At 61.5% G+C, this 12,269-nt stretch carries 11 protein-coding genes; 9 read left to right on the plus strand and 2 right to left on the minus strand.

Annotated elements, in window-relative coordinates; all coding sequences use genetic code 11:
* The first annotated feature begins 24 nt into the window (after positions 1–24).
* The 8 genes from secE to rplL all read left to right on the plus strand — a co-directional run bounded on the left by secE (position 25) and on the right by rplL (position 6,394).
* The gene (secE, locus tag ACFVTG_RS05195; protein ID WP_390278675.1) at positions 25–306 is read left to right on the plus strand and encodes a preprotein translocase subunit SecE; all 282 of its coding nucleotides are present in this window, start codon (positions 25–27) and stop codon (positions 304–306) included.
* Positions 307–420: 114 nt separating this feature from the next.
* Positions 421–1,248 (plus strand): transcription termination/antitermination protein NusG, encoded by an 828-nt coding sequence (gene nusG / locus ACFVTG_RS05200; RefSeq protein ID WP_284755081.1) that lies wholly within the window; start codon positions 421–423, stop codon positions 1,246–1,248.
* A gap of 129 nt (positions 1,249–1,377) precedes the next feature.
* A complete protein-coding gene (gene rplK, locus ACFVTG_RS05205) occupies positions 1,378–1,809 on the plus strand; it encodes a 50S ribosomal protein L11 (protein ID WP_018773647.1) in 432 nt (143 codons plus the stop codon).
* Between the two features lie 174 nt (positions 1,810–1,983).
* The gene (gene rplA, locus ACFVTG_RS05210) at positions 1,984–2,691 is read left to right on the plus strand and encodes a 50S ribosomal protein L1 (RefSeq protein WP_028265118.1); all 708 of its coding nucleotides are present in this window, start codon (positions 1,984–1,986) and stop codon (positions 2,689–2,691) included.
* 112 nt (positions 2,692–2,803) lie between these two features.
* A complete protein-coding gene (locus ACFVTG_RS05215; protein ID WP_390278678.1) occupies positions 2,804–3,904 on the plus strand; it encodes a GNAT family N-acetyltransferase in 1,101 nt (366 codons plus the stop codon).
* Complete coding sequence (locus ACFVTG_RS05220; protein WP_390278680.1) at positions 3,883–5,034, plus strand: GNAT family N-acetyltransferase; 1,152 nt, start codon at positions 3,883–3,885, stop codon at positions 5,032–5,034. The genes ACFVTG_RS05215 and ACFVTG_RS05220 overlap by 22 nt, the downstream gene beginning before the upstream one ends.
* 301 nt (positions 5,035–5,335) lie before the next feature.
* Complete coding sequence (gene rplJ / locus ACFVTG_RS05225) at positions 5,336–5,941, plus strand: 50S ribosomal protein L10 (RefSeq protein WP_284755094.1); 606 nt, start codon at positions 5,336–5,338, stop codon at positions 5,939–5,941.
* Between the two features lie 75 nt (positions 5,942–6,016).
* On the plus strand, positions 6,017–6,394 hold the full coding sequence (rplL, locus tag ACFVTG_RS05230; protein WP_284755095.1) for a 50S ribosomal protein L7/L12: 378 nt from the start codon (positions 6,017–6,019) through the stop codon (positions 6,392–6,394).
* Positions 6,395–6,518: 124 nt separating this feature from the next.
* Here the strand turns inward: rplL and ACFVTG_RS05235 are convergent, their stop codons facing one another.
* Positions 6,519–6,986, minus strand: a complete 468-nt coding sequence (locus ACFVTG_RS05235) for an aminoacyl-tRNA deacylase (RefSeq protein ID WP_390278682.1) — start codon at positions 6,984–6,986, stop codon at positions 6,519–6,521.
* Positions 6,987–7,038: 52 nt separating this feature from the next.
* Complete coding sequence (locus ACFVTG_RS05240; RefSeq protein WP_284755097.1) at positions 7,039–8,250, minus strand: acetyl-CoA C-acetyltransferase; 1,212 nt, start codon at positions 8,248–8,250, stop codon at positions 7,039–7,041.
* Between the two features lie 409 nt (positions 8,251–8,659).
* Between ACFVTG_RS05240 and rpoB the strand changes: the two genes are divergently transcribed.
* Entirely contained in the window at positions 8,660–12,166 is a 3,507-nt protein-coding gene (rpoB, locus tag ACFVTG_RS05245; protein WP_284755098.1) for a DNA-directed RNA polymerase subunit beta, read from the plus strand.
* The last annotated feature ends 103 nt before the right edge of the window (positions 12,167–12,269 follow it).

Consider the following 12,269-nt stretch of genomic DNA (forward strand, 5'->3'; position numbering starts at 1 on the left):
GTCGGGTCAACGACGTTTGCATAGATGAGTGAGGAACAGGTGACCGAAACAGCTGCGAGCAGCTCGAAGGGCCGCCCTGCCAAGAAGTCCGATTCCGGTCTCTTCGCTCGAATCGCACTTTTTGTCCGCCAGGTAATTGGTGAGCTCAAGAAGGTCGTTGCCCCCACCCGCAAGGAACTGGTCAACTACACAGTTGTGGTGCTGGTGTTCGTGGCCATCATGATGCTTGTCGTCACCATCCTGGACCTGGCTTTCGGTACGGGAATCAAATGGGTTTTCGGCACTACTGGCACCACGAACCACTAAGCGGATCGCTCCGCAAACCGCGCGGAATCCCCGGAAAATCAAGGGATTTCGTAGGGTTTGCGGAATTGAGCCATTTAAATAGGCATGTTAGGCAATGAGGAAGCAGGAGACCAAGTGTCTGAGCAGGAGCTCGAGGTAACTGAGACTGAGCTGGATGGGCCCGCTGAAAGCACGGCCCACGCCACGGCTGACGCTGTGGAAGGATCCGAGGTCGATTCTGCTGCGCCCGAAACTGCCGACGTCGACGACGCCGACCAGGATGAGTCCGACGACGACGAGTCTGCCGACCAGGATGAGTCCGGCGCCGACGCCTTGGCCGCCGCTGCAGCCGTAGCGCCCGCCGACCCCGCTGAGGAGTTCAAGGCCAAGCTTCGCCGGCAGGAGGGTGACTGGTACGTCATCCACTCCTACGCCGGTTACGAAAACCGCGTCAAGGCCAACCTTGAGACCCGCATCCAGACCCTGGACATGGAAGATTACATCTTCGAGATCCAGGTGCCCATGGAGGAAGTCGTTGAGATCAAGAACGCCCAGCGCAAGATCATCAACCGCGTACGCATCCCGGGTTACGTCCTCGTCCGTATGGACCTGACCGACGCATCCTGGGGCGCCGTCCGCCACACTCCGGGTGTCACTGGCTTCGTGGGCAACGCACACAACCCGGTCCCGCTTCGCCTTGACGAGGTCTTCTCCATGCTGGCTCCAGTCTTCGAAGAGCAGCAGGCCGAAAAGGGCAAGCCGGTCAACAAGCAGCACCAGACGCCCGTCGACATCGACTTCGAGGTCGGAGAGTCCGTCATCGTCAAGGAAGGTCCGTTCGAGACCCTTCCCGCCACGATCTCCGAGATCAAGATGGATTCCCAGACGCTTGTGGTGCTGGTGTCGATCTTCGAACGCGAAACCCCGGTTACGCTCGCATTCAACCAGGTCACCAAGATCTAGTTGATCCAAGAATTTCGCCCCGCGGTTGCCCGCTTAGCAGCCACGGAGCGGTCGGTCGCCTTGCCATGGCGGCCACAAACCTGAGGCACGCTCCTGTGTCCTAGGAAGTTATTGAGAGAAGGACCTACATTGGCTCCCAAGAAGAAGGTCACCGGCCTCATCAAGCTGCAGATCCAGGCAGGTGCCGCCAACCCGGCCCCGCCGATCGGTCCTGCGCTTGGCCAGCACGGTGTCAACATCATGGAATTCTGCAAGGCGTACAACGCTGCAACGGAAGCCCAGCGCGGAAACGTTATCCCGGTTGAAATCACGGTCTACGAAGACCGCTCTTTCACCTTCATCACCAAGACCCCGCCGGCTGCAGAGCTCATCAAGAAGGCTGCAGGCGTTGCAAAGGGTTCGGCCACGCCGCACACCGTCAAGGTTGCCAAGCTGACCCAGGCACAGGTTAACGAGATCGCCACCACCAAGATGGAAGACCTCAACGCCACCAGCCTTGAGGGCGCTGCCAAGATCATCGCCGGCACCGCACGCTCCATGGGTATCACCGTCGAGGGTTAATTCCCCTCACCGCTTCATGGCGTCTGTTTTGGGAAACTGACGACGCCGGGTAGCACCGCCGGAAAACCGGCACCATTGAAATATTGAAAATGTTGGAGATCCACGCCGGATGTCCGACTGTGGCAGGGCCCAGCGCGGTCCGCAGACCACAACTGCACAAGGAGAATAAGCAGCATGGCAAAGCGCAGCAAAGCATATGAGGCAGCCGCAGCCAAGATCGAGGCGGACAAGTTCTACGCCCCGTTCGAGGCCATCAAGCTCGCCAAGGACACCAACCCGTCCAAGTTCGACGCCACCGTTGAGGTTGCTTTCCGTTTGGGCGTTGACCCGCGTAAGGCCGACCAGATGGTCCGCGGCACCGTGAACCTGCCGCACGGCACGGGTAAGACTGCCCGCGTTCTGGTTTTCGCAACGGGCGACAAGGCTGAAGCAGCAATCGCTGCAGGCGCCGACTTCGTTGGTTCCGATGACCTGATCGAAAAGATCGCAGCCGGCTGGACCGACTTCGACGCCGCAGTGGCAACCCCTGACCTCATGGGCAAGGTTGGCCGTCTCGGTAAGGTCCTCGGCCCGCGTAACCTCATGCCGAACCCGAAGACCGGTACCGTGACCGCTGACGTCACCAAGGCTGTCAACGACATCAAGGGCGGCAAGATCGACTTCCGCGTCGACAAGCACTCGAACCTGCACTTCATCATCGGCAAGGTTTCCTTCGACGAGCTGAAGCTGGCCGAGAACTACGCAGCCGCTCTGGAAGAGGTTCTTCGCCTGAAGCCGTCCGCTTCCAAGGGCCGCTACATCCAGAAGGCTACGGTCGCCACCACGTTCGGTCCGGGCATCTCCGTTGACCCGAACGTCACCAAGGTTCTCACCGAGGCGTAAGCCACCGGGAGCATCGACTCTGAAAGGACCGTCCGGCATTCGCCGGGCGGTCCTTTCGTTGTATGCAAACGGGCACCTATCGCGGCTGGCGAGCGCTGATTAGGCTGAGGGCATGACAGGCCAGGTTCCGGATTTCAGCATCCACGAGCTCCATCTGCCGGAGTCCATGGATGGGCCGGACGGCAAGGATTTCCGGGAGCTCTCATCCGTGATGGACGCCATGGTGCTGGAAACCTGGGGAAACCTGGAGCGGGCGTCCTCGGCGCAGACCCGGCTCGCCGGATGGCGCGATACTCCATACGAGGTATCGAGGAACTTCTTTGCCCGGGTTGACGGAAGCATCGTCGGCCACGCTTCCTGCAGCGTTCCGCTCAAGGACAATGTCCATACCGCGTGGATCCACGTAGATGTGCTGGAGGGGTGCCGCCGGCATGGAATCGGAACCGCATTGCTCCGCACCGTAGAAGGGATCGCGGCGGCCCAGGGGAGGCGCGTCCTGCAGGCGCACACCGAACACCCGATCGGCTTCGCACGAGCACGAGCACGAGCACGAGCAGGCGCGGAGGGAGTACCCGGGGGAGTACCCGACGATGGTCCGGGAGCAGCCTTCTGCCTCAAGCATGGATACACCTTGGAACAGGCCAGCAGATTCAGCACGCTGGACATGGACCATAACGCGGAATGGGCACGACTCGAGCTTGCGGCGCATTCCAAAGCAGACCCCGAATACGGGGTCCTTGCCTGGACGAACCGTTGCCCCGGAGAATACGTGGACCACATGGCCGGGCTGATGGGCCGGATGAGCACGGATACCCCGGCGGGAGGCCTGGAGATCGAGGCGGAGGCCTGGGATGCAGCCCGCGTCAGGCAACTCGAGGACACCACGCTAGCCGAAGGCCAGACTGCCCTTGTGGCCGCCGCGCAACATCGGCGGACGGGGGAGCTCGTTGCGTACACCGTGATCTACCTTGATCCCGCGAAGGCTGGGGTGGCCGAGCAGGACGACACTTTGGTGGCAAAGCCGCATCGGGGCCATGGACTGGGGATGCTCGTTAAACTGGCCAATCTGCGCAGGCTGCAGACGGAATATCCGGCCGTCGGGCGCGTCATGACTTTTAACGCCGAGGAAAACGAACATATGCTGTCCATCAACGTACAGCTCGGCTTCAAACCGGCGGGATACGACGGCGAATGGCAAAAGAGGATCAAATGACGAGCACGGTGGAGATCGGCCAACTCTGGATCCCGGATTCCCTTGACGCCGACGACGCAAAGGATTTCCTGGCCGCCGTCGAAGTCAGCCGCAGGGTCCGCATGCAGATCTGGGGCACGGACGATCTGGCCTACACCCCGCTGGAGAAACTGCTCGAACTCGGCGATCCTTACGAACGCCAGGTTATTCTCGTGGCCCGCGTTGATGGCCGCATTGTCGGTACCGTAGACATCGCGCTTCCCCTTGCCGACAACATGGACCTGGCCGAGTTCACCCTGGACATCCTCCCTGAATTCCAGCGCAGGGGCGTCGGCCGGCAACTTCTGGAAGCTGCCGAACACTTCGCCAGAAGCGAGGGCCGGACGATGATCATGGTGGACACCAACCACCCTGCGGAGTCGCTTCGCGGTGGTGCTGAAGGGCAGCTCGTACCTGGAAGCGGACTGGGCTTCGTTCCCTTGGCCAGCCGCGAGGTCGACTTTGCCCGTCGTACCGGCTACACCCTCCAGCACATCGAACAGTTCAGTTCCTGCGCGCTCCCGCTGGATTCAAAGCTCGTCGCTGAGCTTGAAGCCGAAGCGGAAGACGCGAACGCCGGCCGCTACCGTCTCCACCACTGGACCGACCGTTGCCCCCAACAATGGCTCGAAGCTGTGGCCGCACTGGAGAACGCGGCCGGGGAAGTGGTGTCCGAGGGCAATGAGGCCGCAGAAGCCGAACAGCAGCAACTAGTGTTCGACGCCGGTGTGTTGCGTCAGGCGGAAGACGCCGCCGTTGCGCAGGGACGCCGAACGGTGGTCACCGCCGTCGAGCATGTCGCCAGCGGGCGGATCGTCGGACTCACCACGATCGGCGTCCTGGCGCAACGTCAGGATGTCGTCTTCCAGGACGACACGATCGTCCTGCAGGAGCACCGCGGAAACAAGCTCGGGCTCCTCATCAAGGTGGCCAATATGCAGCGCCTCAGCGAACAGTTCCCCGACGCCCGGGTGATCTACACCTGGAATGCCCCCGAAAACCGGTACCTGCTGACGGTGAACAAGCAATTGGGATTCACCACGGCCGGGGTCACGGGGTTGTGGCAGAAGGAACTGCCGAACATGGGGCCGAGGGTTACCTCCTCCGAGTAGGCTGCGCGATTTGGCGATGCACTTGCCCGTCCCGTAAGCTTGAACTACCAAAGACCGTCGGTTGATGGGAATCCACTCCTCCGGGCACAGCTCAACTCTGTAGCTACGCGCGGAAGAACCAAGTGGTTTCCTAGACGAAGGACCCTGACAAAGGGCGGCCGGCGCAGGTGAACGAAGCAAATCTCCATGATCATTGGATCGTGTTGAGCCAAGCCCCGTGCATCTGCGCGGGGCGTTTTTTAGTTGCAGCTCTTTTGAGCGGGGACCCGGAAAACCGGCTTTATTCCCCGGAAGGAGGGTTATGGCAACGCCTAGCAAGATCTCTGCAGTAGCTGAGATCACCAACGATTTCAAGGAATCGAACGCCGCTGTCCTGACCGAATACCGCGGGCTCTCTGTTGCACAGCTCAAGCAGCTGCGCGTTTCTCTCGGCCTGGACACCAAGTTCTCGGTCGTCAAGAACACCCTGACCGCCATTGCAGCCAAGGAAGCTGGTGTCGAAGCATTCGACGGTCAGCTCGCCGGCCCCACTGCAATTGCATTCATCAAGGGTGACGCGGTTGCTGCCGCCAAGAGCCTGACGGACTTTGCCAAGGTCAACAAGCAGCTGATCATCAAGACCGGCTACTTCGAAGGCAAGGCACTGAACGCAGCAGAGGTTGCCGCACTGGCAGCCCTCGAGTCCCGTGAGCTGCAGCTCGCCAAGGTTGCAGGCGTCCTCAAGGCACCTGCTGCCGCTGCTGCACGCATCATTGACGCTCTGCGCCTCAAGCTTGAAGAAGAGGGCGGCGCTGTAGCACCGGCCGCTGAAGAAGCACCGGCTGCCGAAGAGGCTCCCGCCGAGGCTGCTGCAGAAGAGGCTGCCGCTCCGGCTGAAGCCGCTGAAGCAGCAACCGAAGAGAACTAAGTTCTCCCCATTCAAACTGCGGTGCAGTAACGGACAACGTCCGTAGCGGCACCACCTATAGGAAGGACGCCAAACATGGCGAAGCTCAGCAACGAAGAGCTCATTGAAGCTTTCAAGGAACTGACCATCATCGAGCTCTCCGAGTTCGTCAAGCTCTTCGAAGAGACCTTCGAAGTTACTGCTGCTGCTGTTGCAGTTGCAGGCCCGGCTGGTGCCGGCGCTGGCGAAGAAGTTGAAGAGAAGACCGAATTCGATGTCGTCCTCGAAGCTGCCGGTGACAAGAAGATCGCAGTGATCAAGGAAGTTCGCGCCATCACCTCCCTCGGCCTCAAGGAAGCCAAGGACCTGGTTGACGGTGCACCGAAGGCTGTTCTCGAAGGCGCCACCAAGGAAGCCGCCGAGAAGGCCAAGGAGCAGCTCGAAGCTGCCGGCGCCACGGTTACTGTCAAGTAACTCGCCTTTTCGGGAAGCCCCGTCCGGATTCGTCCGGGCGGGGCTTCCTGCATTTAAAAGGAACGCGGGGTCACTTACGGCCCATCCAGCAGCACCCAATGGGCCGTAAGTGACCCCGCGTTGCTTAGAGGGGGTCGCTGATGTCGGCCACGATCGCGCCCAAGGCCTCAGTGAGGGAATCCGCTTTCACGAAGGCGCTGAATCCGTGTTCGCCCGCTCCCATGGAGATCCTGCATCCGGCGATGCTGGCATCCGCATAGACCGGCCAGGGCTTCGAACTTCCCAGCGGCGTGATGGTGCCGCGCTCATAGCCGGTTGCCTCGAAAGCGATGTCGGCCGAGGGCATCGACAGCTTGTTGACGCCCAGGAGGGCGCGCAGCTTGGGCCAGGAGATCTGCCGGTCACCCGGAACCAGCGCAAACAGGAACGAGCCGTCCCGGTGCTTGACCACAAGGGACTTCACGATGTCCGCCGGTGTGATCCCCATGATGCGGGCCGCTTCCTCAAGGCTGCCTGCCGCCGCCCGCTCTACGAGTTGGACGTCGAGTCCGCGGGCGGCCGCGTCGGCCAGGAATCGCTCAGTGCCCCGCATTCATGCTCCATTTCCGTTCATGGCCACTTCCGCCGCCGAAATCGCCGAGTATCTAGTCGCGGTAGAGCAGCAGTGCTTCACCTTGGCCGCCGCCACCACAGAGGGCGACGGCCGCTTTACCCTTCCCACGGCGTTTCAGCTCGTGGGCCGCGTGGAGGGCAAGGCGCGCTCCTGAGGCACCGATCGGGTGTCCAATCGCAATTGCTCCGCCGTGGACATTGCACTTCTCCAAGGGATAGTCCAGGTCCTTCAAGGACTGCACCGCAACCGAACCGAAGGCTTCGTTGATCTCGATGAAGTCCAGATCGGCGGTGGTCCACCCGGCGCGGTCCAGGGCGTGCCGTATCGCGTTCGAGGGCTGCGAATGCAGGCTGTTGTCGGGTCCCGCTACCTGGCCGGGCTTGCCGACGACGGCAAGGTAGTCAAGGCCGTTCGCCTCGGCGAAGCGGCGGCTCGTGAGCACGAGTGCGGAGGCGCCGTCGGACAGGGGAGAGGAGTTGCCAGCGGTGATGGTTCCATCGGTGGCAAAGGCGCCCTTCAAGGGGGCCAGGGTCTCGAGCGTGGTCTGGGGGCGGACGCCTTCGTCGCTTGTCAGCACCAGGGGTTCTCCCTTGCGCTGCTTGACGCTGATGGGTGTGATCTCGCCGTCGAACACTCCTTGCTCCGCGGCCGCGGCCGCACGCTGGTGCGAAGCGGCGGCCACTTCATCCTGGGACCGGCGGTCGATGCCGAGCGAGAGGTTCTTGATCTCGGTGGACAGGCCCATTGACTGGCCATCAAAGGCATCGGTGAGGCCGTCGTGGGCCGCGACGTCGAGGGCCTGGATCGCCCCGTAGCTCCACCCTTGCCGGGAACCGGGGAGCAAGTGCGGAGCGCGGCTCATCGATTCCTGGCCACCGGCGACCACGACGGCGGCGTCGCCGCTGCGGATCATTCGCGCGGCATCGATCACGGCAGTCAGCCCGGAGAGGCAGACTTTGTTGATGGTGACGGCCGGGATGTTCCAGCCGATGCCGGCGGCGATGGCGCTTTGCCGGGCCGGATTCTGGCCGGCGCCCGCCTGCAGGACCTGTCCCATGATCACTGCGTCCACTTTGTCCGCGGTGAGTCCGCTCGCCGAAATGGCGCCTGCAATGGCGTGAGCACCGAGCTCGACGGCGGTGAGCCCGGCCAGTTGCCCGTTCAACCGTCCCTGTGGGGTACGGCTGGCGGAAAGGATGACAACGTCGTTGTTGTTGTCCGTTGTGTCTGAGGGGGTGCTCATTTTCTCTCTTCCGATCAAGGGTGGTGAGCCTAGGCTACCGTGGCGCCCATCACCTCTCCATTCAACAATGGAGCCCGGATCAACATTCCGCCCACGCCATCAAGGGGCCGGCCCGCATAGGTGCCTGCAGCAACGGTGCTTGCATTCAGGCGAGATGTGGGGTAGACAGGTGGGTTGATTTGCCGTATTGTGGATATTTGCGTCTTCCCTGTTAACCTTCAGCCTTCATATAGCGGTGGGCTTTACCTCTCAGCTGCGTCATAGACGTGCCGTTTAGAACGAGCATGGTCTTGGTCAGCCGGGGTCCCGGGTCATATAGCGGAACCGGAAAGGTACACTGCGGATTCAATCTGCAGGGTGCAAGCGGGGGAGATCTGAAAACGCCTGAAGGTCTGTGGAAGGATCCCTCTTGGTCGCCTCGAGCACCTCTAATAACGAAACCGCTAATACGGCAAGCACCGATGGTGCAACTCGCCGGCTCTCATTCGCAAAGATTCACGAACCGCTGGACGTTCCGAATCTGCTCGCACTGCAGACAGACAGCTTTGACTGGCTGGTCGGAAACGAACGCTGGCAGGCGCGGGTAGCGAAGGCTGTCGAGGAAGGCGACCTGAGCGTCGCCACCACCTCCGGACTTGCCGACATCTTCGAAGAGATCTCCCCCATCGAGGACTTCCAGGGCACTATGTCCCTGAGCTTCTCCGAGCCGGAGTTCGCTGATCCGAAGTACACCATGGCCGAATGCAAAGACCGTGACGCCACTTACTCGGCACCGCTGTATGTCAAGGCCGAGTTCATGAACAACAACACGGGTGAAATCAAGCAGCAGACCGTGTTCATGGGCGATTTCCCTCTCATGACCGAGAAGGGAACGTTCGTTGTCAACGGCACCGAGCGTGTCGTCGTCTCCCAGCTGGTCCGTTCGCCGGGCGCGTACTTTGAGCGCACCGCTGACAAGACCAGCGACAAGGACATCTTCACTGCGAAGATCATCCCGTCCCGCGGTGCGTGGTTCGAACTCGAAATCGACAAGCGCGACCAGGTCGGCGTACGCCTTGACCGCAAGCGCAAGCAGTCGGTCACCGTTCTGCTGAAGGCCCTTGGTTGGACCGAAGGCCAGATCCTCGAAGAGTTCGGCCAGTACGACTCCATGCGCGCAACGCTGGAGAAGGACGCCACTGAAACCCGCGAAGACGCCTTGCTGGACATCTACCGCAAGCTGCGTCCGGGCGAGCCGCCCACTGTCGAGGCTGCCCAGTCCCTGCTGGACAACCTGTACTTCAACGCCAAGCGCTACGATCTGGCCAAGGTTGGCCGTTACAAGATCAACCGCAAGCTCGGCATCGACCGCTCCCTTGGCGACAAGGAAGCTTCGGTCCTGCACGTTGAAGACATCGTGGCCATGATCAAGTTCCTCGTCGCGCTTCACGCCGGCGAGAAGACCCTCATGGGCAAGCGCGATGGCGAAGACCACGAGCTCCGAGTCGAGATCGATGACATCGACCACTTCGGCAACCGTCGCATCCGCGCCGTCGGCGAACTGATCGAAAACCAGGTCCGCACCGGCCTGTCCCGTATGGAACGCGTTGTTCGCGAACGCATGACCACGCAGGACGTCGAAGCCATCACGCCGCAGACCCTGATCAACATCCGCCCTGTTGTGGCAGCCATCAAGGAGTTCTTCGGAACGTCCCAGCTGTCCCAGTTCATGGACCAGAACAACCCGCTCTCGGGTCTGACCCACAAGCGCCGCCTGTCGGCTCTTGGCCCGGGTGGTCTGTCCCGTGACCGCGCAGGCATGGAAGTCCGAGACGTTCACCCGTCCCACTACGGACGTATGTGCCCCATCGAAACTCCTGAAGGCCCGAACATCGGCCTGATCGGTTCGCTGGCTTCCTACGGCCGCATCAACCCGTTCGGTTTCATCGAGACTCCGTACCGCCTGGTGTCCGAGGGCGTCGTTTCCGATGAGGTCCAGTACCTCACCGCGGACGACGAAGCCGAAGTCCTGATTGCACAGGCCAACGCACCGCTGGATGCCGACAAGAAGTTCGCGGAAGAAACCGTGCTTGTCCGTGCCCGTGGTGGTGGAGGCGAGCCCGTTCTGGTTCCGGCCGGCGAAGTTCAGTTCATGGACGTCTCCCCGCGCCAGATGGTGTCCGTAGCTACCGCTCTGATTCCGTTCCTTGAGCATGACGATGCAAACCGCGCACTCATGGGTGCCAACATGCAGCGCCAGGCTGTGCCGCTGGTCCGTTCCGAGGCTCCGTTCGTGGGTACCGGCATGGAGCGCGCTGCCGCCGTCGACGCCGGTGACGTTGTCATCGCGAAGAAGGCCGGTGTCGTCAACGAAGTTTCCGCTGACCTCGTCACCATGCTCAACGACGACGGCACGGAAACCAGCTACCGCATCAACAAGTTCGCCCGTTCAAACCAGGGCAACTGCTACAACCACCGTGTCCTGGTCAACGAAGGCCAGCGCCTCGAAGTCGGCGGCATCATCGCTGACGGCCCGGCAACGGACCAAGGTGAACTGGCCCTCGGTAAGAACCTCCTCGTGGCATTCATGTCCTGGGAAGGCCACAACTTCGAGGACGCCATCATCCTGTCGCAGCGCATCGTCGCTGAGGACGTCCTTTCCTCCATCCACATCGAGGAGCACGAGATCGATGCCCGCGACACCAAGCTTGGTGCCGAGGAAATCACCCGTGACATCCCCAACGTGTCCGAGGAAGTCCTCGCAGGACTGGACGAGCGCGGCATCATCCACATCGGTGCCGAGGTTGAAGCCGGCGACATCCTGGTCGGAAAGGTCACCCCGAAGGGTGAAACCGAACTGACTCCGGAAGAGCGCCTCCTCCGTGCGATCTTCGGCGAGAAGTCCCGCGAAGTGCGTGACACCTCCCTGAAGGTTCCCCACGGCGAGTCCGGCACGGTCATCGGCGTGCGTGTCTTCGACCGCGACAACGACGACGAGCTGCCCCCGGGCGTCAACCAGCTGGTCCGCGTCTACGTTGCCGCCAAGCGCAAGATCACCGACGGCGACAAGCTCGCCGGCCGCCACGGTAACAAGGGCGTCATCTCCAAGATCCTCCCGATCGAAGACATGCCGTTCCTTGCTGACGGTACCCCTGTGGACATCGTCCTGAACCCCCTGGGTGTTCCGGGTCGTATGAACGTCGGCCAGGTGCTCGAAACGCACCTTGGTTGGGTTGCCAAGACCGGTTGGAAGATCGAAGGCGAGCCGGAGTGGGTCAAGAACCTCCCGAACCTGCCTCGTGAAACCGGCCAGACGACCGTTGCCACCCCGGTGTTCGACGGTGCACGCGAAGAGGAAATCACAGGTCTGCTGGATTCCACCAACGTGACCCGCGACGGCGACCGCCTGATCGACTCCTCCGGCAAGACCCGTCTGTTCGACGGCCGCTCCGGCGAGCCGTTCCCGGACCCGATCTCCGTGGGCTACATGTACATCCTGAAGCTCCACCACCTGGTGGACGACAAGATCCACGCACGCTCCACCGGCCCGTACTCCATGATCACGCAGCAGCCGCTGGGTGGTAAGGCACAGTTCGGTGGCCAGCGCTTCGGTGAAATGGAAGTGTGGGCGCTCGAAGCATACGGCGCTGCCTACACCCTCCAGGAACTGCTGACGATCAAGTCGGACGACATCCACGGCCGCGTGAAGGTCTACGAAGCCATCGTCAAGGGCGAGAACATCCCCGAGCCTGGCGTTCCGGAATCCTTCAAGGTCTTGATCAAGGAAATGCAGTCGCTGTGCCTGAACGTGGAAGTTCTTTCCACGGATGGTACGACGATCGAAATGCGTGACTCTGATGACGCAGTCTTTACGGCTGCGGAAGAACTGGGCATTGATCTGTCTCGCGCAGAGCCCAGCTCCGTAGAAGAGGTCTAAACAGCCGCTCTGGCTGGCGGTGCAGACCGCCAGCCAAGGCTGCTGCCTCTTTCCGTAAACCCAAGACTTCAGAATTTAGAGAACAAGAGAGAACAGGGACCAT

Origin of the sequence: Arthrobacter sp. NPDC058127 (genome assembly GCF_042884555.1) — a bacterium.
Lineage (GTDB): Bacteria > Actinomycetota > Actinomycetes > Actinomycetales > Micrococcaceae > Arthrobacter.